This is a genomic window from Akkermansia muciniphila (assembly GCF_030848305.1).
In the GTDB taxonomy this organism is placed as follows: Bacteria; Verrucomicrobiota; Verrucomicrobiia; order Verrucomicrobiales; family Akkermansiaceae; genus Akkermansia; species Akkermansia muciniphila_A.
Map to the genome: position 1 here is coordinate 938,991 of NZ_CP114598.1, position 23,344 is coordinate 962,334.

At 56.4% G+C, this 23,344-nt stretch carries 20 protein-coding genes; 5 read left to right on the forward strand and 15 right to left on the reverse strand.

Annotation, left to right across the window (positions count from 1 at the left end; translation table 11 throughout):
* Positions 1 to 70: 70 nt before the first annotated feature.
* On the forward strand, positions 71 to 1,606 hold the full coding sequence (locus O4G22_RS04170; protein WP_306702242.1) for a YifB family Mg chelatase-like AAA ATPase: 1,536 nt from the start codon (positions 71 to 73) through the stop codon (positions 1,604 to 1,606).
* 106 nt (positions 1,607 to 1,712) lie between these two features.
* Here the strand turns inward: O4G22_RS04170 and O4G22_RS04175 are convergent, their stop codons facing one another.
* From O4G22_RS04175 to lysS, 10 genes are all read right to left on the reverse strand, one after another.
* Positions 1,713 to 2,294: a PEP-CTERM sorting domain-containing protein gene (locus O4G22_RS04175; protein ID WP_306702243.1), complete on the reverse strand. Its 582-nt coding sequence runs from the start codon at positions 2,292 to 2,294 to the stop codon at positions 1,713 to 1,715.
* A 458-nt stretch (positions 2,295 to 2,752) separates the two neighbouring features.
* Positions 2,753 to 4,042: an O-acetylhomoserine aminocarboxypropyltransferase/cysteine synthase family protein gene (locus tag O4G22_RS04180; protein ID WP_345784516.1), complete on the reverse strand. Its 1,290-nt coding sequence runs from the start codon at positions 4,040 to 4,042 to the stop codon at positions 2,753 to 2,755.
* A 263-nt stretch (positions 4,043 to 4,305) separates the two neighbouring features.
* Entirely contained in the window at positions 4,306 to 5,553 is a 1,248-nt protein-coding gene (locus tag O4G22_RS04185; protein WP_297406857.1) for a radical SAM protein, read from the reverse strand.
* Positions 5,546 to 6,607: a radical SAM protein gene (locus O4G22_RS04190; protein ID WP_306702245.1), complete on the reverse strand. Its 1,062-nt coding sequence runs from the start codon at positions 6,605 to 6,607 to the stop codon at positions 5,546 to 5,548. The genes O4G22_RS04185 and O4G22_RS04190 overlap by 8 nt, the downstream gene beginning before the upstream one ends.
* Positions 6,608 to 6,677: 70 nt before the next feature.
* Positions 6,678 to 7,496, reverse strand: a complete 819-nt coding sequence (locus O4G22_RS04195; RefSeq protein WP_297545717.1) for a hypothetical protein — start codon at positions 7,494 to 7,496, stop codon at positions 6,678 to 6,680.
* 141 nt (positions 7,497 to 7,637) lie between these two features.
* Positions 7,638 to 8,072 carry an exosortase system-associated protein, TIGR04073 family gene (locus O4G22_RS04200; protein ID WP_102735582.1) on the reverse strand — a complete coding sequence of 145 codons (435 nt, stop codon included), beginning with the start codon at positions 8,070 to 8,072 and terminating at the stop codon, positions 7,638 to 7,640.
* Between the two features lie 57 nt (positions 8,073 to 8,129).
* A complete protein-coding gene (locus tag O4G22_RS04205) occupies positions 8,130 to 9,140 on the reverse strand; it encodes an NAD(P)H-dependent glycerol-3-phosphate dehydrogenase (protein ID WP_295979668.1) in 1,011 nt (336 codons plus the stop codon).
* A 1-nt stretch (position 9,141) separates the two neighbouring features.
* Complete coding sequence (gene plsY, locus O4G22_RS04210; protein WP_295979669.1) at positions 9,142 to 9,786, reverse strand: glycerol-3-phosphate 1-O-acyltransferase PlsY; 645 nt, start codon at positions 9,784 to 9,786, stop codon at positions 9,142 to 9,144.
* Between the two features lie 251 nt (positions 9,787 to 10,037).
* Positions 10,038 to 10,823, reverse strand: coding sequence for a PP2C family protein-serine/threonine phosphatase (locus O4G22_RS04215; RefSeq protein ID WP_295979670.1), 786 nt, complete (start codon positions 10,821 to 10,823; stop codon positions 10,038 to 10,040).
* Between the two features lie 16 nt (positions 10,824 to 10,839).
* A complete protein-coding gene (gene lysS / locus O4G22_RS04220; RefSeq protein ID WP_290489353.1) occupies positions 10,840 to 12,321 on the reverse strand; it encodes a lysine--tRNA ligase in 1,482 nt (493 codons plus the stop codon).
* A gap of 308 nt (positions 12,322 to 12,629) precedes the next feature.
* Here lysS and nifJ point away from each other — a divergent pair, with 308 nt between their 5' ends.
* Positions 12,630 to 16,208: a pyruvate:ferredoxin (flavodoxin) oxidoreductase gene (gene nifJ, locus O4G22_RS04225; RefSeq protein WP_295979673.1), complete on the forward strand. Its 3,579-nt coding sequence runs from the start codon at positions 12,630 to 12,632 to the stop codon at positions 16,206 to 16,208.
* Positions 16,209 to 16,453: 245 nt separating this feature from the next.
* On the opposite strand, the gene O4G22_RS04230 is transcribed toward nifJ, so the two are convergent.
* Positions 16,454 to 16,642 (reverse strand): hypothetical protein, encoded by a 189-nt coding sequence (locus O4G22_RS04230; RefSeq protein WP_306702246.1) that lies wholly within the window; start codon positions 16,640 to 16,642, stop codon positions 16,454 to 16,456.
* The gene (locus O4G22_RS04235) at positions 16,639 to 17,076 is read right to left on the reverse strand and encodes a cupin domain-containing protein (protein WP_306702247.1); all 438 of its coding nucleotides are present in this window, start codon (positions 17,074 to 17,076) and stop codon (positions 16,639 to 16,641) included. The genes O4G22_RS04230 and O4G22_RS04235 overlap by 4 nt, the downstream gene beginning before the upstream one ends.
* Positions 17,077 to 17,200: 124 nt before the next feature.
* Between O4G22_RS04235 and O4G22_RS04240 the strand changes: the two genes are divergently transcribed.
* The gene (locus O4G22_RS04240; protein ID WP_094136664.1) at positions 17,201 to 17,521 is read left to right on the forward strand and encodes a winged helix-turn-helix transcriptional regulator; all 321 of its coding nucleotides are present in this window, start codon (positions 17,201 to 17,203) and stop codon (positions 17,519 to 17,521) included.
* A 78-nt stretch (positions 17,522 to 17,599) separates the two neighbouring features.
* Here the strand turns inward: O4G22_RS04240 and O4G22_RS04245 are convergent, their stop codons facing one another.
* The 3 genes from O4G22_RS04245 to O4G22_RS04255 are packed head-to-tail and all read right to left on the reverse strand — an operon-like array spanning position 17,600 to position 20,858.
* A complete protein-coding gene (locus tag O4G22_RS04245) occupies positions 17,600 to 19,732 on the reverse strand; it encodes a glycoside hydrolase domain-containing protein (protein ID WP_306702248.1) in 2,133 nt (710 codons plus the stop codon).
* A gap of 53 nt (positions 19,733 to 19,785) precedes the next feature.
* Positions 19,786 to 20,553 (reverse strand): imidazole glycerol phosphate synthase subunit HisF, encoded by a 768-nt coding sequence (hisF, locus tag O4G22_RS04250; RefSeq protein WP_094136662.1) that lies wholly within the window; start codon positions 20,551 to 20,553, stop codon positions 19,786 to 19,788.
* The gene (locus O4G22_RS04255) at positions 20,517 to 20,858 is read right to left on the reverse strand and encodes a hypothetical protein (protein WP_297603069.1); all 342 of its coding nucleotides are present in this window, start codon (positions 20,856 to 20,858) and stop codon (positions 20,517 to 20,519) included. The genes hisF and O4G22_RS04255 overlap by 37 nt, the downstream gene beginning before the upstream one ends.
* A gap of 2 nt (positions 20,859 to 20,860) precedes the next feature.
* On the opposite strand from O4G22_RS04255, the gene O4G22_RS04260 reads away from it, so the two are divergent.
* Both O4G22_RS04260 and O4G22_RS04265 read left to right on the forward strand, forming a co-directional pair.
* Positions 20,861 to 22,609, forward strand: coding sequence for a TrkH family potassium uptake protein (locus tag O4G22_RS04260; protein ID WP_306702249.1), 1,749 nt, complete (start codon positions 20,861 to 20,863; stop codon positions 22,607 to 22,609).
* A 10-nt stretch (positions 22,610 to 22,619) separates the two neighbouring features.
* Positions 22,620 to 23,324: a potassium channel family protein gene (locus O4G22_RS04265; RefSeq protein ID WP_094136660.1), complete on the forward strand. Its 705-nt coding sequence runs from the start codon at positions 22,620 to 22,622 to the stop codon at positions 23,322 to 23,324.
* Positions 23,325 to 23,344: the final 20 nt, after the last annotated feature.

Here is a 23,344-nt window from a genome sequence, read left to right on the forward strand (position 1 = left end):
TTTGTTAGATATTTTTATATTTTTCGTTATTTTCCTTCCTTTTCTGTCATCCATTCCCTAGCATGGACGAATGATGACGCGACTGTATTCCTCCACCGTCCTGGGCGTAGATGGGGTAGAAGTGGAGGTGGAAGTGGATTTCCGCCCCATGGCGGAAAAACGCACCTTTATTGTCGGCCTGCCGGATGCAGCCGTGAAAGAAAGCGGGCAGCGCGTGGACACGGCCATACAAAACAGCGGCCTTCCCTTTCAGCAGGGCGTCTTCGTCGTCAATCTGGCCCCGGCGGATTTAAGGAAGCAAGGCCCCGGATTTGACCTTCCCATCGCCCTGGGAATGGTTGCGGGAGCGGCGGAAAAGGAGATGGACGCTTCTGACTGGTGCATTGTAGGAGAACTGGCCCTGGACGGAACCGTCCGCCCCGTGCAAGGCATTCTGCCGCAAATCATGGAAGCGCGGCGCATGGGCAGGAGACGCATCATGCTGCCGCGCGCCAACGCCTGTGAAGGGCTGCCCGTGCAGGGCGTGGAGATTTATCCCGTTTCTTCCCTGAGGGAAGCATGGCATCTGCTTACTTCCGAAGCCCTGCCGCCTCCATTTACGGGTTCAGGGCAAGAGGTGCGCGCTTCCCGGGACAAAGACGCCGCTGTGGATTTTGACGAAATCAAGGGGCAGCCTTATGCACGCCGCGCCATGGAGATTGCGGCGGCAGGAGGCCATAATATCCTGCTTTGCGGCTCTCCGGGGTCCGGCAAATCCATGCTGGCGCAAAGACTCCCGACCATTCTTCCGCCGCTGAGTCCGGAGGAAGCGTTGGAAACCAGCAAAATCCATTCCGTATGCGGCCTGTTGAAACGGGGGAACGGCCTGGTGGATCAGCGTCCGTTCCGGGCACCCCACCACACCATTTCCGATGTCGGACTGATGGGGGGAGGAGCAAACATCACGCCGGGAGAAGTATCCCTGGCCCACAACGGCGTTCTCTTTCTGGATGAATTGCCGGAATTCCGCCGCTCCGCTCTGGAAACCCTGCGGCAGCCGCTGGAAACCGGCCAGGTAGTCATTTCCCGCGCTTCCGGCACCATGACATTCCCGTGCCGTTTCATGTTGGCTGCCGCCATGAACCCGTGTCCCTGCGGTTATCTGGGAGACAGGAGACGGGCCTGCACCTGCCCCCCGGCGCAGATCGCGCGCTACCGCCGCAAGATTTCAGGCCCGCTGCTGGACCGGTTTGACCTGCTGATGGAAGTTCCCGCCGTGGATCCCTCTATTCTGGCCTCCGCGCCTGCCGGAGAATGTTCCGCCAGTATCCGGGAACGCGTGGCGGCCGCACGGCGGCTCCAGGCCAGCAGATACGCAGGAACGCCTTTCCGCAATAATGCGGCCCTTTCCGGAAAAGCGCTCCAGAAATATTGCCGCCTGCAGCCGGAAGGACGGTCCATCCTGCTCCGCGCCGTGGAAGAGCTGGCCCTTTCCGCCAGAGCCTATGACCGTATTCTCAAGGTGGCCCGGACCATCGCAGATTTGGAAGGAACTTCCGATATTCAGGATGCACATTTGTACGAAGCCGTGCAGTACCGGGCTTTCGAACAATCACTGAGGGATTAGAGCGCCATTAATCCCTTTTCTTTCGCAGCCAGCCAAAAATTATTCTCGTGCTGAAAATAGAAAAGAGGCAGCTTTTCAGCTGCCTCCCGAATAACGAAGGTATTTACTATGAGCGTCTGCGGCGCAACAGCATAGCTCCCAGACCCAGCAGGCCCAAAGACGCGGCGGCAGGCTCGGGCACCGTTTCATAGGAAACCTGTATACCGGTAATTGTATAAGCGGAAGTAGCGGTTCCAGCGCCACCGCGCACCCCGGCGACTACCTTATACCCTTCTTCCCAGGTAAGGGGAGCATCCGACATATCCAGGGAAACTGTTGTTGTTTCCGATGTAGAAGTAAATGAGAAATTCTGTACTCTGGAGAGCTCCTCAACCAAACTGCCGGTTGAATCATATACGGCAAGCACCATGGAATAACTGGTGATGACGGAAGAAGGAGTATTGCAGGAAAACGTAATGGAAGAAACGGAATCACCCTGCTGCGGCCCTCCAAGAACCATGGCGAAGGAATCCCCGCTAACTCCGGCACGTCCGCATAATGTAATGGTTCCTGCATTGTCCTCATTCACCCAAGCGCCTTCATTATTTACCCCCCAATTTGAAATGGAATTGTTATTGCCGCCGGCATATATTCCATTTTGCAGGCCCTTTACTTTGTCCAGAAGTTGTTGCCCTGATGTTCTCGCCATAGTGGCCGTCTGTGTTACGCTTTGCGATTCAGGAAGCTCGGCAATAACCGTAGCCGCCTGGACGGACATCATACATGCGCAACTGGCTGACAAAATATAATGATAGACTCTCATAACGCTTTGCGTTAGTTAGAGGATTGTTAATCCGTTGTCAACATAAAAAATTGAAAGAGCGGTATTCCGGCAGGGGACTTCTTTTTTGAGGTAAGTGTCTTATAGAGACCACTCCTTGCGTTTCTTGCATTTTAACAGCTGCACATCATTTCATAAATCATTGATTATTATCAATCAATAAGATATTGCGAACTATTCTTGAAGGAAATAGTTTCAGGTTTTCCCTCCTGATATTGCGCAAAGAAAAAGAGCGGATTAACAATCCGCTGTTCCTTTTATCCAATCCCTGATGATGAAAAAAGCCGCCTCAGCAACAGTGAGGCGGCCCTCTCCAAGAAGAAACTTTAACGAATAACTTCCAAAGCCTGTTTGAGATCCGCAATAATGTCTTCCGCAGCTTCCGTCCCTACGGAAAACCGGATGAGGTCAGGCCGTACGCCCGCCTCCATGAGCTGTTCATCCGTCAACTGACGGTGCGTATGGCTGGCGGGATGGAGAACGCAGGTGCGGGAATCTGCTACATGGGTCACGATAGCGGCCAGTTTCAGACTGTCCATAAACTTGATGGAACGCTCACGGCCTCCCTTGATGCCGAAGGTTACTACGCCGCAGGATTGGCCGCCGCGGAATTGCTTCTGCGCCAGTTCATAATACTCATTGGAAGAAAGCCCCGGATAATTGATCCAGGCAACATCTTCCTGCCCTTGCAGGAATTCCGCCACTTTTTGCGCGTTTTCACAATGCCGCGGCACGCGCAGGTGGAGGGTTTCCAGGCCCAGGTTGAGCAAAAAGGCGTTCTGCGGGGACTGGATGGAACCCAGGTCGCGCATGAGCTGGACAGTCGCCTTGGTGATGTAGGCGCCCTTGCCGAAGCTTTTGCTGTAGGAGAGACCGTGGTAGGAGGGGTCCGGTTCCGTCAACCCCGGGAATTGATCCCTGTGCGCCTCCCAGTCAAAATTGCCGCTGTCCACAATCACGCCGCCTACGGCGGTGGCATGGCCGTCCATGTACTTGGTGGTGGAGTGGGTGACGATATCCGCGCCCCATTCAAACGGACGGCAATTAATGGGAGTGGCAAAGGTATTGTCCACAATGAGAGGAACGCCGTGCGCATGGGCAATGTCCGCCATTTTACGGATATCCAGCACGCAAAGCGTAGGATTGGAAATAGTCTCCGCAAAGAAAGCCTTCGTATTGGGACGGAACGCTTTGGCGATTTCCTCCGCCGGGGCGTCCTGGTCCACGAAAGTAACTTCAATGCCCATTTTCCGGAAGGTGACGGCAAAGAGGTTGTATGTGCCTCCGTAAATGGCCGCAGCGCTGACGATATGATCTCCAGCCTCGCAAATATTGAAAACGGCAAAGAAGGAAGCCGCCTGGCCGGAAGACGTCAGAATGGCGGCCACACCGCCTTCCAGTTCAGCGATTTTTCTGGCAACCGCCTCGTTGGTGGGGTTCTGGAGGCGTGTATAAAAAAAGCCGGATTCTTCCAGATCAAACAATTTTGCCATTTGTTCGCTGGTCTCATACTTGAACGTCGTGCTCTGGTAAATGGGCAATACGCGGGGTTCGCCCTTTTTAGGCGCCCAGCCCGCCTGCACGCACAGGGTTTCCGGTCTCAATTCCCGATTCATCATGCGGGGCATGCTATGCCATGCCGCCTGCCTTGTAAAGCAGGGAAAACCAGACGTATGGCCAAATCCGTCCCATTCCCCGCCGAAGCGCGCTCCCGTGTTTTTTCCCGGCATAAAACTCCCTGTCCCCGGCAAATCAGCTGCAAAGGCAGGGGCGTTTTACCTGCGCGCGGGACGCTCCTACGATGGAATGAAACGGCAATTCCGCCAATGGCCTTTTCCCGGAACCAACCGTTTTCCGGCAAATGAAGCCGGGCGCATGATTACCTGATTTCCGGCAAGGGGGTGGAAATTTCCTCTTCCGTCAGATAGCAGCCGGGATCTGATCCGTACCAGTGCCCATTGGCAAACGCGGCACGGGTGCGGAAGCCTCCGCCGCACAGGGCGAAGTGAACGCAGCGGCCGCAACGGCCTTCAATCTTTTTCTGCCGTTCCAGAGGGTCGTCAGAGCCGCGCAGCTCAGGCAGCATCTCCACCGCGGCTCCGGCCCTGGCGTCCCATAAATCGGAAAACCGGTCATTCTTCACATTGCCCAGAGTAACGGATTGCCAAAACTGGTCCGGATGCACGGCTCCCTGCGTGTCAATGTTGGCGATGCCCCGGCCGGAACTGTTCGCGCCGCCGCCATTCCACTGGAGCAGGCCAAGGGTTTCCTTCGCCAGAGGGGAGCCTTCCCGGAGCTGGCGCAGAAGCAGGTAAATGCCGTCCGCAGGCTGAGTCACAGTCAGCACTTCACGGTTTTTCCCCTCCGCTTTCCATTCCTCCACACGGGCAATCAGCGTATCCATGGCATTCCGCGCTTCTTCCTGGGTCAGGGTTTGCACTTCCACGCCGCGGCCAGTGGGAACCAGATGGTAAAAACAGACGCGCTGGATGTCGTTGGCGTCAATAAAGTCCAAAATCCGGCCCATGCACTGCACATTGTTGCGGGTCAGCGTCAGGCGCAGACCTGTCTTCTGCCCCACTTCACTGCAAAGCCTGAACCCGCGCACCGCCTGTTCAAAAGAACCTTCCACGCCGCGGAATTTGTCATGAACGGCGCCAATGCCGTCCAGGGAAATGCCTACGTACGCCACGCCCAGTTCCTTGAACCGCGCTGCGGCCTCCGGCGTGATGCGGGTGCCGTTTGTGGAAATGGTCACCTTCAGCCCTTTCCCGGTGGCACGTTCCAGCAGTTCCATAAAGCGTGGATGCACCAGCGGCTCCCCTCCGGAAAAAAGGAGGGCGTTCACCTTGTAGCCCGCCAAATCATCAATGACCGCGCAGCACTGGTCCCAATCCAGCTCCCCCTCAAATTTCCGGGCTGAGGCATCCGCATAACAGTGTACGCATTTGAGATTGCAGGTGCGCGTAATGTTCCAGACCACAATGGGCTTGCGCACGCGGGACGAAGCCGGCGCACAGGAATCCACGGCGCCCCCTGCAAAACGGCCGTGCCCGTGGCCCTGTCCGTATCTCAAATGGTCCGCGGGCTGTTCCGCCCCTGTCCAAAGTCTGGTAATATTAATCATGGTGTTGTGAAAGCCTGGGCTGATAAGGGCAAAGGTTGTCTTCCGCCATCATGTCTCCGTAAACGGCATAGGCGCGGGACCGGGACCCTCCGCAGATGGAACGGTACTCACACCGTCCGCATTTGCCCTGCAACGCATTGTCATCCCGGAGCTTGAGGAAAAGAGGGTGCGTACGGTAGATTTCTCCAGGGTCATCCGTCCGGACGTTCCCTGCCGTCATGGGCAGAAAACCGGAGGGCTGGATTTCTCCGGTATGGGAAATAAACATAATGCCTTTGCCGTCCCGGGTGGGGATGGCGCGGCGGGCAGGCTTGCTGCCCTGGGCGCGGGCTTCCTGAAGCGCCACGCGGCGGTAATGGTGCCCTTCCGTAGTTTTAACGCCGAAGGATACCTCATGGCTTATCCTGCTCAGTTTTTTCCAGACGGCTTCCACTTCTTCCGCGGCAGGCATTTCATCCATGGCGGCGCGGCCTGTGGGCACCAGAAGAAACACGCTCCACATGCCCGGCTTCATCTTATTCATCAGCTCCACAAAGTCGTCAAATTCTCCCAGCGTGCTCCTGGTGATGGTGGTGTTGATTTGCAAGTGCATGCCGGCTTCCTTCGCCATTTCCGCAGCCCGGAGAGTCCGTTCATATGTGTGGAGAACGCCGCGGAAAGCGTCATGGGTACTCTCATGCGCGCCGTCCAGGCTCAACGACATGCTCTGAACTCCGGCTTCTTTCAACGCACGGAAATCCGTGTGCAGCAGCCGGGCGGTAGCAGCAGGGCTCAAGGCCACATGCAGCCCCTTGCCGGAAGCCGCACGGATCAATTCCAGAATATCCGGCCTCATGACCGGGTCGCCGCCCGTCAGCACCAGCATGGGAGGCCGCAGTTCCGCCAACTGGTCAATCAGGCGCAATGCCTCCTCATGGGTCAATTCATCCGGGTGGGGACGCGGCTGGGCTACGGCGCGGCAATGTCTGCACGCAAGCGCGCAAGCGCGCGTCACTTCCCAGAAAACCAGGAAGGGGCGTTCATTGAGATCTGTTTCACTAAAAACCGGGCGCATTTCTCAGGACAGTCAATTTAGAACAATTATAATTTTTGACCAGCTCAAAAGGACGCATCCCCTAAAAAGTTCACTTAACCGCCTCTTCACGGATTTTTTGAACTTCCTTAGGCAATTCGGAAAGGGAATTCACAGCTTCCTTCAGGCTCCTGGAAGCATCCGGAGAAAGCATGATGGCCGTCACATGCTTGACAATGGGCTGCATCATTTCCACAAGTTGCTGCTGCACTCCCATCAGCTTGGCCTGCTGGTTGCGGGTGAGAGGCGGCAGGGCGGCCTGTTTTTTGGCGACGTCCAGCAGAGCTTCCCGGTAACGGCCTATCTGTTCCACAGCAGCCTTGCTGGTTTCTTCATCCTTTGCCTTGGCCAGGGAATCATGAAGCTTTCTGACTTCATCCACAGTTTTGACCAGCAGGGTTTCATGCGTGTTGCCCTCCGCATCCTCCGGGAATGGCTCCGCATGCTCGGCCTTGTCCCGGGAAGCCTGCGCCAGTTCTGTCTGGACAGACCGCAAATCCGCCAGGGCCTTTTGCAAATCGGGCGTAAGCAGTCCTTCCTTCTTTAAACGGGCCAGGGATTCTACCAATTTGCCGGAAATTTTCTGCACTTCCGTCATCTGGGCAGAAACCTGAGCCTGCTCCTGGAGTGTAGCGCCGGGAAGTTCCAGCTGCCTTTTTCCAAGATCCAGCAGTTTTTCGCGCACTTTTTTAACTGTTTCCACAGCAGTGGCCGCGCCGGGTTCATCCGTCACCTTATCCAGGGCTGCCGCAATTTCATGCATGCTGGCAACGCTCTGTCTGGTCAGGGAAAGATGAGAGTCCTGGGCAAATGAAGGAGCTGTCATGAAGACGGCAGCGCCCAAGCCGATGAAAGCAGCGGTTTTATTCATAATATGGAAGCCTTTCCGGCATGGAAGAATACGTTTTCCTCCCTTCCCCGTCAATGGCGGCTATTGTCAGGGCTACTGCATGAAAAAAGGGCTGCCCGCAAGCAAACGGACAGCCCTTCTGAGATTTTTAACAGCCCGGCCTTAATCACGCTGCTGGCGTGAATACTTGTAGTAGCTCTGGAAGCTGAGTTCCGCAGGGAATTCGCTCAGACCGCCATTGGGATTGTACTCCTTGAGGCCGCTCATGCCGCAACGTCCTTGATACGGAGGCTTGTACGTGCACTTGTAAGTGGGAGCCCAGAAGGTGACAAGTTCATAGATTCCGTAGCCCATGCGCTCAAACATGGTAGCGGTGCCATCAACAATGCCTACGGAAAAACCGGCATAATCTCCTTCGCGGCTCGTCCAGTTGATGATTCCCAGCGGAATTTCTTCAACGGAATAAATAAGGTTGGCGATGGCGCGGCCCAGCTTGCGGGTGGGGGTGTATTCGGAAGCGGGGGGAGCCTGAATGTCCGCGCTGGCGACGCCAAGGACGCCGGCGGCAAAAAGAGCTGAGATGATGGCACGTTTCATACTGATTGTTTATATAGTATAATTTGTCGAGGAAAAGCAACTCAAAAAAACAGAAAATCAATCCGACTCCGGCCGGGGGTCACGCGTCATAAGTTCCGCAAGCGCTTCCATCGGCGGCTTGGATTCATAAAGAACGGAATAAACGGCGTCAATCAGGGGAGTCCTGACATCCAGCTTCCGCGCAATTTCATAGACGGAAAGGGTGTTGGGCACCCCTTCCGCCACCATGCCCAGGGTATCCAGGATTTCCTGGAGGCTTTTCCCTTCCGCCAGTCTCCGCCCCACCGTCTGGTTGCGGGAATGGCGGGAATAGCAGGTAACGATCAGATCGCCTACTCCGGAAAGGCCCATGAAGGTTTCCCTGCGGCCCCCGCTGGCGACGCCGATGCGCGTCATTTCAGCCAGGCCGCGGGTCAGCAGAGCGGCCTGGGCATTGTCCCCCAGATTCAGTCCTTCGCATAAGCCGGCCCCGATGGCAAAGACGTTCTTAATCGTTCCGCCCAGCTGCATGCCGATAATATCCGTAGCGGAATAAACACGGAAGGTTTTGGATGCAAATATCTGCTGCGCCCAATCCGCATATTTCGGATCTTCAAATCCAATCAGGGAAGCGGACGGAAGGCCCAGGCAGATATCTTCCGCATGATTGGGACCGGAAAGCACGCCTATGGGGTTGGAGGGCAGATATTCCTGGAGGATTTCCGTCATTCTTTTATGGGTTCCCTGTTCAATGCCCTTGGTGCAGGAGACGATGACGGCATCCGGCAGCACCGGCAGGCTGCGCAGCTGCTGGGCCACGGAACGCATGGCCACGGAAGGGACCACTACCACAATGAGCCCCGCGTCCCTTACCTGATCCAGGTCGCAAGTAGGATGAATATTGGGGGCCAGAGGAAGGGCGGTTTTCGAAAGGACCGGGCTGCGCCTTGTTTCGGCCAGCTGCCTGGCCTGAGCCTCTTCCGGCGTCCACAGGACGACTTCACATTCCCGGGTCGCCAGAACCATGGAGAGGGCCGTGCCCCAGGAACCGGCGCCAATGACTGCTATTTTATGTAACCGATTCATCATCTTACTTGGACTTTTTGGAATAGAAGGAGTGCTCCGTTCCGTTGAGAAGCCTGATGATATTGGAACGGTGCTTGAGAATCACCAGCGCGCCCACTAACGTGAAAAAGGCGACGTAAAGTATCTGGGGGGAAACTGCCCCGGCCTGGCAAAGCGGATAAATCCACCATCCGGCGGCAATCATCACCACAGCGGCCACCAGGCTGGCCAGGGACACGATGCCGGAGATTCCCATAACCACCAGCCAAGAAGCCAGAGCCACGCAAGCCACCACCGGATTGAGGGCAAATAAAACCCCCGCGGTTGTCGCTACGCCTTTTCCTCCCCTGAATTTCAGGAAACAGGTGTAAGTATGACCGAGTATAACCGCGAAACAGGAGAGAACGACCAAGACATTGAAATCCCAGCCGCCCGCATCCCCCGTCAGGGACGGCAGCCAGTTCAAAGTGCCGAATACAGGAATGAATCCCTTTAAAAAGTCCAAAATGAAAACGGAAAGGCCCCATTTCCAGCCCAGCACGCGCCACGCGTTGGTAGCGCCTATGTTGCAGGAACCCTGCTGCCTCAGGTCAATTCCTTTGACTCTGCCGGCAAGGTAGCCGAACGGAACCGCTCCAATCAGGTAATAGAAAACTATCCAGGCGATCATGTTGTGTGAATTGTATTCTACCCCTCCGCCAGTCAAATGACAATGGGGAAATCAATTCCGGCCCAGTTCTTTCCGGAGGAGCCGCTCCCGTAAAAGAGCTCCATGCCTGAAGCTTCCTTCAACTCCGCATCTTCAGCATTCTCCGTCTCCCTGCCTGCGGAAAAAGCCTTGTTCAAAGCGCAATAAAAACAACGCGGACATTTTCCGCCCGTACAAAACCATGCTCCCGCATTTCCTTTGCCGGAATCAGCTTATTTCGCGCCCGCACAGGGTTTTCGCATGACGGCGGCCCAGACGGAAGCATTATCCTGCTGGGGCTCCAGCATATCCTTCACCTGTTCCATGATAGTTTCCACCAGCTCCCGGCTGGAACAATCCCTGGCCTTTTGAAGAGCCAGGAAAGAAGGTTCTCTCAACAGCTCGCTCCAAACCTGCAGGCCATCCGAACAGGCCAGCACCGCATCTCCCGGATGCAGAAGCAGGGGCATGGCGCTGATATCCACCAGTTCCATGGGGCCGCCCATGACGGCGGAACGGAGAACGGAACGCTGCCGAAGCGCGCCTTGAAGGGACATTTTCCCTTTCCGGTAAAGGCAATCCGCAATCGGTCTCATGGAATGGTCTTCATTCAGACGGTCCATGCGGAAACTGTCTGCCCCGCTCCATAAATAAAGGGGGGAGTCCCCCACACTGATCCACCACAGGAAATGGTCGCGGATGAAGACGGCCAGCAACGTGGTCCCGGATTCCTCCGGTTCCTTCTGAATGGCGGCCAACGCCCTGTTGGCCGCATGCAGAGCAGCCGTTAAACGTTCCGGGATATCCTCTATGCCGCTTTCCGCAAATACTGCGGCAAATTCCTGCGCTACCACACAGGAGGCGCGATCCCCGCGAAGATGCCCTCCCATGCCGTCGCACACAATGCCCAGCATCCCGCCGGCGGCGGGAAGACTTTTAACCACGTCTTCCTGTTCGCGGCGTTTGCCGATCCATTGGGCGGAAGCGCAATCCAGAATATCCAGGGTGCTGGAAGCCATGCAACAGTGGTTTGGATTAACTGTCCTTACGTTTCAGCTGCGGGAAGAGCAACACGTCGCGGATGGAGGAAGCCCCCGTCAGCATCATGACGACGCGGTCGATACCGATGCCGATGCCGCCTGCGGAGGGCATTCCGTATTCCAGCGTCTCAATGAAATCATAGTCCACACGCTGGGTCTCTCCGGCAGCCTGGTGTTCCAGGCGTTCCTTTTGCACGTCAGGATCGTTCAATTCCGAATAGCCGGGGGAAATTTCCTGCCCGTTGATCACCAGTTCATAAACGTCCACCACATCCGGATTTTCCCGGTTCAGTTTGGCGAGGGGGACCAGATCCTTGGCCACGTGGGTAACGAAGCAGGGGTTCATGGTCTTTTCCTCCACCAGTTTTTCATAAACCTGCTGGGAAACGTCCACATCTTTCATATCCGGGCTGATTTCCACTCCCAGCTCTTCACAGCGGGCGCGGCGCGCTTCGGGGGAAATGTCAAACCAGTCTTCTCCCGCCACGCCGCGGATCAGGTCCTGATAGTCGGCGCGTTTCCAGGGACGGGTGAGGTCGATGGTGTAAAGCACGTTGCCCTCCGCGTCCTTGTGGTCAATCTGAAGGCCCCCGCAGAATTTTTCCGCCAGATGGCAGATGAGTTCCTCCACCATATTCGCCATGGTTTCAAAATCGCCGCAGGCGCAATAGGCTTCCAGCATGGTGAATTCCGGGTTGTGGCGGCGGTCAATGCCTTCATTGCGGAAGCTGCGGTTGAGTTCGAAAATTTTGGTGAAGCCGCCCACCATCAGACGCTTGAGGAAAAGCTCCGGGGCAATGCGCAATGTCAACGGCATATCCAGCGCGTTATGGTACGTTTCAAACGGCTTGGCGGCGGCGCCACCGGCCACATCCTGAAGCATGGGGGTCTCCACTTCCAGATATCCGCGTTCCTGGAGAAAGCGGCGGATTTCCGCAATCATGAGGGAGCGCGTAACGAACAGGGAGGCGCTTTCCTCATTGGAAATAAGGTCCAGGTGGCGCTTGCGGTAGGTGACCTCCTTGTCCGCCAATCCGTGCCATTTGTCCGGCAGGGGGCGGAGGCTTTTGGAAAGAATGGTCAGTCCGGATACCTTCACGGTAGGTTCTCCGGTACGGGTCAGGAACGTGGTTCCCTTAATGCCGACCCAGTCCCCGCGATCCAGGAGCTTCCAAAGCTTCCAGGTAGTTTCATCCACCTCATTCTTATGCAGGAACCCCTGGATTTTCCCCCGTACGTCCCCAATGACGAAAAACTGGGACTTGCCCATGTCGCGAATAGCCAGAAGGCGGCCGGCGACGGCTACCTGTTTGTCTTCCTGGAAATCGGCTTTCAACCCGGCGGGAGTGGTGGTCACGTCAAATCTTGCGCCATAGGGATCAATTCCCAGCTCGCGGATTTTGGCGAGCTTGTCGCGGCGCACGGCAATAAGTTCGGATTCCGTCGTGGTCGGATGTGCCTGCTGTTGTTCGGACATAGTGCGGGGATTCTAAAGGCTTGCTTCCGTTTTGGCTAGCGCATTGTCAGGCAGAGGAGCATTTTTGACAGCCGGGGTTGATCCGGAACACGCCTCGGCCTTCCCGCCGCTCTTGCAAAAAGCCCGGACAGAACCACATAAAACACGATATTCAAAGGAATTGAAAAGAAACTGGTCTTATTATTAAAAAATGACCCGCAAAACCCCACATACGCATAATTGCTTTTACCTTTGGCATCAGACATGTTATAAATATCCTCGTTAAGACGCACCTTATTTATCAATCTTATAACTATCCGTGCAGACTTATGAGTGATCAGACAACCGTAACTTACAGCACGATTGACGCTAACGAAGCCGTAGCCTCCGTAGCCTATCGTTTTTCTGAAGTCATTGCCATTTACCCCATTACACCATCTTCTCCGATGGGCGAATCAGCTGAAAGCTGGGCCGCCGTCAACAAGAAGAACCTGTGGGGCACCGTTCCCTCTGTGGTAGAAATGCAGAGTGAAGGCGGCGCGGCAGGCACCGTTCACGGCGCCCTCCAGACCGGAGCGCTGGCAACCACGTTCACCGCATCCCAGGGGCTCCTGCTGATGATCCCGAACATGTTCAAAATCGCAGGGGAACTGACTCCCGCCGTGTTCCACGTGGCCGCCCGCTCCCTGGCCTACCAGGCCCTCTCCATCTTCGGCGACCACAGTGACGTGATGAGCGCCCGTTCCTGCGGATGGGCCATGCTGTGCGGCTCCTCCACCCAGGAAGCGGCGGACTTCGCCGTCATTTCCCACGCCGCCACGCTGGAATCCCGCATTCCTTTCATCAACTTCTTTGACGGTTTCCGCACGTCCCACGAAATCGGCAAGATTGCAAACATCACGGACGACACCCTGAACGGCATGATCAAGCAGGAATGGCTGGATTCCTTCCGGGAACGGGCCCTGACTCCCGATGCTCCCGTCCTGCGCGGCACTGCCCAAAACCCGGACGTTTACTTCCAGGGACGTGAAACGGTCAACCGTTTCTATGAAGCTACCCCGGCCATTGTCCAGAACGCCATGGACAGGTTCGCGGAACTTACCGGCCGTTCCTACCATCTGGTGGACTACACCGGCGCTCCGGACGCCGAACGCGTCATTATCCTGATGGGATCCGGCGCTGAAGCCGTGGAAGAAACGGTAGAAGCCATGATGACCCGGGAAAACGCCAAAGTGGGCGTGCTGAAGGTGCGCCTGTTCCGTCCCTTCCCCGCCGCCGAACTTGTCAAGGCTCTTCCCGCTACGGTCAGGAAAATTGCCGTGCTGGACCGCACCAAGGAACCCGGCTCCCAGGGAGAACCGCTCCACCAGGACATCATCCAGGCCCTCTTCGACGCCCAGGCCAACGGCACGCTGCCCTTCACCGACGGCATGCCCAAGGTGGTAGGCGGACGCTACGGCCTCTCCTCCAAGGAATTCACCCCCGCCATGGTCAAGGGCGTCTATGACAACCTGGCTCTGGACACTCCCAAGAACCATTTCACCATCGGCATCAACGACGACGTGCTGGGAACCAGCCTTCCGTATGATGAAGATTATTCCACGGAAGCGGACGACGTGACGCGGGCCATGTTCTTCGGCCTCGGGTCCGACGGCACCGTAGGCGCCAACAAGGACGCTATCAAGATCATCGGCCAGCATACGGACCTGTATGTGCAGGGCTACTTCGTGTACGACTCCAAGAAATCAGGCTCCTCCACCATCTCCCACCTGCGCTTCGGCCCCCGTCCGATCAAGTCCACATACCTGATCACCAAGGCAAACTTCCTGGCTCTGCACCAGCCCTCCCTGCTGGATCTGTTCGATTTCCTGAAGAATGCCGCCAACGGCGCCACTTTCCTGATGAACAGCCCGCATCCTGCGGACAAGCTTTGGGACACGCTGCCCGCCCGCATGCAGCAGCAGATTCTGGACAAGAACATCAAGCTCTACACGATTGACGCCTTTGCCGTAGCGCGTAAGACAGGCATGGGCGGCCGCATCAACATGATCATGCAGACCTGCTTCTTCAAGCTGGCCAGCGTGATTCCCGCGGATGAAGCTATCGGCTACATCAAAAAGGCCATTGCCAAAACCTACGCCAAGAAGGGGCAGGATGTTGTTGACAAAAACATTGCCGCCGTGGACGCCACGCTGGAAAATCTGCATCAGGTGGACACAACCGGCAAGACTGTCAACGGACACGCCATTCCGTCCGCCATGTCCCCGGACGCTCCGGACTACGTCCAAAACATCCTCGGCAAGATGATGTGCGGCGAAGGCGACAGCATCCCGGTCAGCCAAATGCCTGTGGACGGCACGTTCCCGAACGGCACGTCCCAGTACGAAAAGCGCAATCTGGCCCTGGACCTGCCGGAATGGGATCCGACCCTTTGCATCCAGTGCGGCAAGTGCACCGCCGTTTGTCCGCACGCGGTCATCCGCAGCAAATTCTTCTCTCCTGACGCCCTTGCGAACGCTCCGGAAGGGTTTGAATGCCTGGATGCCAAGCATCCGGACTGGAAGGGAGAAAAATTCGTCATTCAGATTTCCCCGAACGACTGTACGGGCTGTACGCTCTGCGCGGACGTCTGCCCCGCCAAGAGCAAGACGGACCCGACGCACAAGGCCCTGACCATGGTTCCGGCCGGGAAGATTCACGACAAGGAAGAAGCCAACTGGAACTTCTTCCTGAGCCTTCCGGACGTGGACCGCACCAAGGTAAAGACGGATAACATCCGCTCCATGCAGGTGCTGCGCCCGCTGTTCGAATTCTCCGGCGCCTGCGCCGGCTGCGGTGAAACCCCGTATGTAAAAATGCTCTCCCAGCTCTTCGGCAACCGCCTGGTGGTAGCCAACGCTACGGGCTGCTCCTCCATTTACGGCGGCAACCTGCCCACCACCCCGTGGTCCCATGACTCCGAAGGACGCGGCCCCGCCTGGGCCAACTCCCTGTTTGAAGACAACGCCGAATTCGGTCTTGGCTTCCGCGTCTCCCTGGACAAGCAGATGGAACACGCCATTGAGCTTCTTCATGAAGCCGCCGGCGTCGTGGGCCAGGAACTGGTGGACCGGATACTGTCCAATCCGCAGAAGGATGAGGCGGACATCGCCCAGCAGCGTGAAAACATTGAAGAACTCAAGAAGAAAATCGCCGGCAAGCCGGAATGCGCGCGTCTCCTGACCCTTGCGGACAAACTCGTCCGCAAGAGCGTGTGGATTCTGGGCGGCGACGGCTGGGCCTACGACATCGGCTACGGCGGCCTGGACCACATCCTGGCCAGCGGACGGAATGTGAAGGTGCTGGTCATGGATACGGAAGTATACTCCAATACCGGCGGCCAGTGCTCCAAATCCACCCCGCGCGCCGCAGTAGCCAAATTCGCCACGACCGGCAAGCCCGGCGTGAAGAAGGATCTGGGGCTCATGGCCATGACTTACGGCAACGTGTACGTGGCCTCCGTCGCCCTCGGCGCCAAGGACGAACACACGCTGAAAGCCTTTGTGGAAGCGGAAGCCTATGACGGCCCGGCTCTCATCATCGCCTACTCCCACTGCATCTCCCACGGCATCAATATGGCCAAGGGCCTGCAGCAGCAGAAGGCATGGGTGGATTCCGGCCGGGTTCTGCTCTACCGCTATAATCCGGACCTGACCCGCCAGGGCAAGAATCCGCTGATTGTGGAAGGCAAGGGCCCGAAGGGCGATCTGCGTGATGTGCTGCTCAGCGAAAACCGCTTCAAGCTTCTGGCGAAGACCAATAAGGAAGGATTTGAAAAACTCCTTGAAGAAGCCCAGAAGGATGTCTGGCACCGCTGGAACCTGTACCAGAGCATTGCCGGCATGGGTGCCGACAAGCCCGCAGAATAAGGCAAAGGCCGCTTAACTTCAACGCCCCTGTCCGGTGTATCCGGCAGGGGCGTTTTTTACTGCCGGATATTTCATGGGGAACAAACCATGAATATTTGGGAGGGGCCGTTTTTCCACCATGAAGCCGTGCAAGCAGGCTTTCCGAGCCAGAGCCGCCTTCCCTGAAAGCCGGAATTCAGTCTTTCCACCCCTGCAACACAGAATAAGAACGCCCTATTATAGGGCTCCATTTCCGAACGGAGGTTCTAAAGGTCTTCCAATACAGCCGCAGCCTCCGCTGCCGACATGCCCAGGGCAAAGGCGAGCACTTCATGCGGCCAGGGAAATACCGGTTCCCTCACGCCCTCCCACCAGAAAAGCGCGGCCCTTCTTTCCTGCGGGCCGCGCCAGCGGAGAAACCGGAAAAAGGCGTTAAAGCAGGAATGCCTCTTCAAGATTCCCGGAAATGGTGCACACCGGAGGAAGAGCATACCATTCCGGATGCCGTATCCGGAAAGTGGACCACATCGGGCGTCAGGCGGGTGCCCACATCCAGATAGACCAGCTTCTCCGTTGCGGATCCGTTGCGGATAACATGCGCTCCCTCCGGGCTGGCGGGGAATGCAATCGCATCCCCTTCTTTCAAACTTATTTCACCCTCAGGAGTACGCACAACGGCATGGCCCCTGATGATATAAAATACCTCTTCATTCACTTCATGGTAATGATAGCCATAGGCGTACGCCCCCGGCTCCACTTCCACGAAACTGGCCGCACATTTTCCGGCATCCGCTTCCTGAATGACGGGTTTTACCGCAAAGGAATTGCCGTCCCGGCTAATAACCTGAGGCTCCGCCTCCTTGTAATTGGCAGTGATGATCTTGTTCATGGCATTATCTGTTCATGCTTGCCGTAACGGCAGGCTCTTATTAAAATAGGCGGCAACATTCTTTCTGTAAAGTAGGCAGAAAATAGTGCCCTAGGTTCCTGAAAGAAACCATCTCTTAAAATAAATGACTTATCATATTTCATCATGTCCTGTTGAGACGACTCTCCAACTGATTTCCTCCCGCTGGAAAGTGCTCATCCTCCGTGATCTGCTCCAAGGCACCCGGCGGTTTGGAGAGCTCCGCAAGTCCGTTGGTCCTGTGACGCAGAAGGTCCTGACCGCGAACCTGCGTTCCATGGAAAAGGATGGTCTCCTTACGCGAAAGGTGTACGCTGAGGTGCCTCCGCGCGTGGAGTACACTCTTACGGAACTGGGACGCAGCCTGCGCCCCATCCTGGCCTCCATGGAGGAATGGGGATCTCAATATCAAAGAAGAAACCGCTGATTCTCCCTGTCCGGCGTCTGAACCAAGCTCCCGGAAAGAGATGGAAATGCAGCGGTTTCTTTTTCCTCCGCGGAAAAGTCAGCGGGAAATTTCCGCCGTTTTACGGATGATTTCACGGGCTTTCCGCACATCATCCTCATGGGAATTCCCACGGCTTTTTTCCACGGTAAAAAGCCTGGAAAGCTCTTCATCCATGCGGGCTACGGCGGCTTTTGCCTTGGGATTTTTCGCGGCCCGGGCGCGCAGGATATTGACCTTTTCAAATTCTTCCAGGCCATCCCGCAGTTTTTCAAACCGCAGGGAACTGAGATTGCCGGGATAAACCAGGTAGCAGTCTCCCGCGGGCCAGTTCCCAAAATCCGTTTTTTCAAACGGATTGCGGTTCCAGGAATTATAAGCCCATCTCAAAAAGCCGTCCAGATGATTGGCGGCCGCAAAGAGGGGAAGCCATTCCGCCTCCGCCAGCGGGGAAATAGTGAAGGTGTTGGGCTTTTTGGGATGAACACAGACGTAGAACGTCGTCTTTTTCCCTTCCTTCTTGCGCTGCGCCAGCAAATCGCCCGTGACTGTGCCTGCATGGTTAATAACGGGAGAGACGTCATAAACGTCCCGGGTCATGGCCGTAGGCCGGTTGACGGCGGAAACGATTTTGAATTCCGGGGCATACTTGTCCAGCACGTTCTTGGCCGCTTTGACCATTGCGTCCGGCCGTTCATCCAGCCCGATGCAGGTTTTGTCCAGCCATCCTTTGCTCTTGACGTGTTTGCGGAAATCCGTCAGGAAAGGCCCCCAGATAGCTTCGTAAGAGGGATCATTCGGTTTAAGGTCCAGAAACTTGTACTTTCCGGTCGCCTCATCCAGATAACGGATTTTCATGTTCCAGGGTATCATGGTGTAGCAGGATATCTGCCCCTTGACGCCCACCTCGTTCATCATGAAGGAAACCCACTTGTCAAAATTGGCGTAATTCCAGCGCATGGTTCCGTTTTTGCCCCTGACCCATTCAATCATGGGCGGGAACCAGTCATAAGTCTGGGCATTCCAGGCTTCATCAATCAGGGAGCATGTAATGGCCTTCTGCCCGGCGTCCGCCAGCCTCTTCATCACCGGTTTCATCAGCGCGAAATGCTCCGGAGACCACGGTTCCACATCATGCCAGCGGGCCACGGCCTGCGGATGCTGCCACAAGTCCAGATGAACTTGCCAATGAGCGGGAGCGGGCAGGGATTCCGGCGCCACCTCCAGAATTACCGGCACGCTGACGGGAGAGCCGCTTTCAGCGGAAACCACTATTTTTCCTTTGTACACGCCGGGTTTGGCAGACGGGGGTATATTGACTTCCACCCACACCGGACGCACGCCTCCGGCCTGCAGATCGCAGCTGTTTTCGCTGCCGATGATATCTGAAATCAGCCTGTTGCCGCCCCTGGTGTAGCGTATCATGGCCGTCCGGACAGGGATAACCTGTCCGGCAGCGTTTTTTACCCCGGCGCAGGAGGCCGATAACTGGGGCTGCGCCCGGGAAGACCAGACGGCAATCTGCCCGCCGGCGCGTTCGCCTCTCCAGCCGGAGAGACGCACGGCATCCTGAAGCATTTCCTGCCCGGGAGCGCCGTTGTAAGGAATACGGTCATAATCCTTCACCGCTGCAGCTTGCAGGCTCAGGGCGGCATCGGGGCCGTACCCTTTGATTTCCACCAGGTGCCCCCCCTTATCATTGCCGGCGCTATTGTCTAAAAAAGTGATTTTAACGTAACGGACCGTCTGCGGATTGAATTTGAAGGGAACGCCTTCCGAAGTGGCGGCAATGCTGTTGGAAGACTGATCCGCCAACATGTTCCAATTCTTCCCGTCTTCGGATCCTTCTATTTTATATTTGTAAATGCGCCCTTCCTCCCAATAGGGCCATACATGCAGGGCGGAAAGCGTGCGGGGTTTTCCCATATCTATTTGAAGCCAGACGGGAATGCCCTCGCAACCCCAGTATTTGCCGGCGTTATTCGCCTGCCCGTCCACGGCCAGTTCCGGACGGTCACTGCCGTAATGACCGGAAGCGGTTACTTTGGCTCCGGCAAATAAATTACCCGCATCGCTTGGGGTTCCTGCGGAAACCAGGGCGGGTTCATACAGGGGATGCCTCTCCAGGGACTGGGCCTGGACAAAAGACGTTAAGGCAATGGCGGAGCACAGAGGGAAAAAAAGACGGCGCATACTTTATATATACGCCGGAATTCCCTTTTCTTTCAAAAGAAAAATCATCGCCGCTATTCCGCCAAAGGACGTACGGGTATCCCTTTGGAAGCAAAGTAAGCCTTGGCTTCCGGCACCGTATATTCCCCGAAGTGGAAAATGGAAGCCGCCAGCACGGCATCCGCCTTTCCTTCCACCAGCACATCCACCATGTGGTCCAAATTACCCGCTCCCCCGCTGGCGATTACCGGAATGCGCACCGCACTGCTTACGGCGCGGGTCAATTCAATATCATAACCTGTTTTGGCCCCGTCCGCGTCCATGCTGGTCAATAAGATTTCCCCGGCCCCGCGGCGTTCCGCCTCCACGGCCCATTCCACGGCATCCAGCCCCACGAACTTCCTTCCCCCATGGGTGGAAACGCCCCACTTGCCGGAAGTCTGGCGTTTGGCGTCAATAGCGACGACGATGCACTGGCTCCCGAAAGCCGCCGCACCTTCATTAATCAATTCCGGCCGATTGATAGCCGCCGTATTCAGGGAGACCTTATCCGCACCCGCCAGAAGCATTTCGCGCATATCCTTCACGGAACGGATGCCGCCGCCCACCGTCAGCGGCATAAAACAGCATGCCGCCGTGCGGCGCACAACGTCCGCCATGGTGGCACGGCCATCGGAAGAAGCGGTAATATCCAGAAAAACAAGTTCGTCCGCCTGCTGGGCATCATACGCCCTGGCGCATTCTACCGGATCCCCGGCATCCCTCAGATTGATGAAATTGGTCCCCTTGACGACCCTGCCGTTCGTTACGTCCAGACACGGAATAATTCTTTTAGCCAGCACGGCCCTATCAAGCCATCACGGCCGCTAAAGGAAAAGCCTAAAATACGGCTTGCCGCGGGATGCCTTTTGATAAAAAATCTCTCCTTTTTGACCTGATGCCCTTTTCGGCAGCCCTGCCGCCCGTATACGCCAATAAGAAAAATTGATTGAAATTTATCAATGCCATTAACCCATTTTCCAGCGGCCCTGCCCCGCCGTGAAACAACGCAACGCGGCATCCGCCCCTTCTCGCCCGCATGTATAAAACGGCCTAAGAGCTTTTCTTCCCATGCCCAGGTGGTAAACTCCGCATCAGGCATCTCCATCCATGACTACCACACGCTCGGGATTCACCAAACTTGCAGCCGTCTGCATTGCCATTCTTCTGGGGGCGGTGGTCTGGGAGCTGGGATGGCCCCTGACGCGGACGGAATATGAATGGTCACGCCTGATTGCAGCCGTCGCCACGCTGGGCCACCTGACGGGCATTCTGGGATCCTATTTCCGGAACGAAATCAACCGCCCTTCCCTGAGGCTCCTGATTTTCCAAATCGCCAGCTGCCTCATGATTTTCCTCCTGATTGCCAGGGAACAACAGGAAGCGGGATACATGAGGTTCACGGAACTTTCCCGCCTGGTGATTACGGCCGGGCTGATTGCCATTCCCACGCTGATGTCCCTGACCAGGATTTTTGAATGGCTGGTGGGCAAGCAAAAGAGAGGCCGGCCTCTCATGGCCCCCGCCATGCAGTTTGTAGCCTCCCTGGGTGTGGTCATTCTGGCAGGCGCCGGATTGCTTCTGCTGCCTAATTCCACATATCCGGGTATTACGCTCAGTTTTACGGATGCCCTGTTCACCAGCACCAGCGCAGTATGCGTCACCGGTCTGAACACCGTAGATTTTGCCCATACCTTCACCCCGCTGGGAGAACTGTTCACGCTTGCCCTTATCCAGATTGGCGGATTCGGCATCATGACGTTCGCCTACTTCGTAGCCATGGTGGCGGGCCAGGGTTTTTCCCTGAGGGACCGCGTACTGCTGACGGATCTGCTTGATGAAGACAATCTGGGAGCCGTCGTCTCCTTTATCACCACTATTGTGGTCAGCACGCTGTTCATTGAACTGTGCGGCGCCGTCCTTCTTTATTTCTCCTGGGAAGGGAAGGACATCAACCTGATGGGGGAACCTTTGTGGTGGCATTCCCTGTTCCATTCCGTTTCCGCCTTCTGTAATGCGGGTTTTTCAACTTTCCCGATGAATTTGATGGAACCGGGCATACGCCTGTGCCACAGCGGGCAGGCGGTTATCATGGCGCTGATCATATGCGGCGGCCTGGGATTCGGCATTTACAAGGAAATCAATTCACGTCTGGCGAACCGCTTCTTTTCCAAACACCGCCGCCTGCACATGCAGTGGACCCCTTATTTCAAGCTGGTGATGATTTCCACGGGGATTCTTCTGGCGGGAGGCGCCCTGGCTATCTTCGCCGTTTCCTCTCCCCATGCCGCGGAACCGTTGTGGGAACACCTCTGGATTTGTCTTTTCGACAGCGTTACGGCCCGCACGGCGGGATTCAACATCAGCGATTACAGCCGCTATCTGCCCGCGGCCAGCCTCATTATGTGCGGTCTGATGGTGGTGGGAGGCAGCCCCGGCGGGACGGCAGGCGGCATGAGAACCACTACCTGCGCCATTGCGGGCGCGGAAATACTGCGCATCCTCCGCGGCAGGGATCATGTGGAATTTTTCCGCCGCCGCATTGACCAGCGCACCGTAGCGCGCTGCGTGATTACCGTAGTAGTCTCCTGCGCCTGGATCGGCTGTTTTACCGTCCTGATCTGCGCCCTGGAGCCCTCCATGAGCTCGCTGGATATCTTCTTTGAAAACTGCAGCGCTTTTGCTACGGTAGGCGTGTCGCGGGGCATCACCCCAGATTTAAGCGATCCTTCCAAATATCTTCTTATCATCAACATGCTCGCCGGCCGCGTGGGGCTCTTCGCTTTTCTCATTGCGCTGGCCGGCGCCCCCACTCCGCGGCATTACCGCTATCCATCCGTCAAAATCCCGTTAACCTGAATATACCGTTATGAGATACACCGTTATCGGCCTGGGCCAGTTTGGACAGGAACTCTGCACAGAACTTTCCGCCCGCAATATTGAAGTAGTGGCTGTCGCCTCCACGGATGAAGAATTGGAGCAAATCAAGGATCTGGTGACCTATGCCGTGGTGACGGATTACACTAATCCGGCCGCTTTGCGTGAATTGGAACTGGACGACCAGTCCGCCGTCATCGTCGCCATCGGGGACAGTTTTGAAGAAAATCTCCTCGTCGTCACGCACCTTCAGAAAATGGGCGTCCGCTATATTTACGCCCGCGTCATGAGTCCGGTGCACGAACATATTTTAAGCCAGATGAACGTGTATGCGCTCATCAACCTGTCCCGCGTGGCTTCCAAGCAGCTTGCCAGCCAGCTGGAATCCCCGGAATTCCTGCGCGTGTCCCCCATGGATGAAAACCACAGCATCGTGGAAATAGCCGTGCCGCGCATCTGGGTGGGCAAGCTCCTGCGGGATGTGGGCCTGCGCACGGAACACCACCTCAACCTGCTCACCATCCGCCGCGGGGAAGCCCAGACTCCGCAGGGCCGCCGGGAAATCCTGTCCATCCCGCGCATTCCCGTCATCGGCACTCCTTCCCCGGATCTCATTTTTGAAGACCACGACATTCTGGTCCTGTTCGGCAAGGAAACAAACCTGATTGAATTCGCCCAATTATCCAAGGGATTGTAAACCATTCTCCGCAAGTAAAC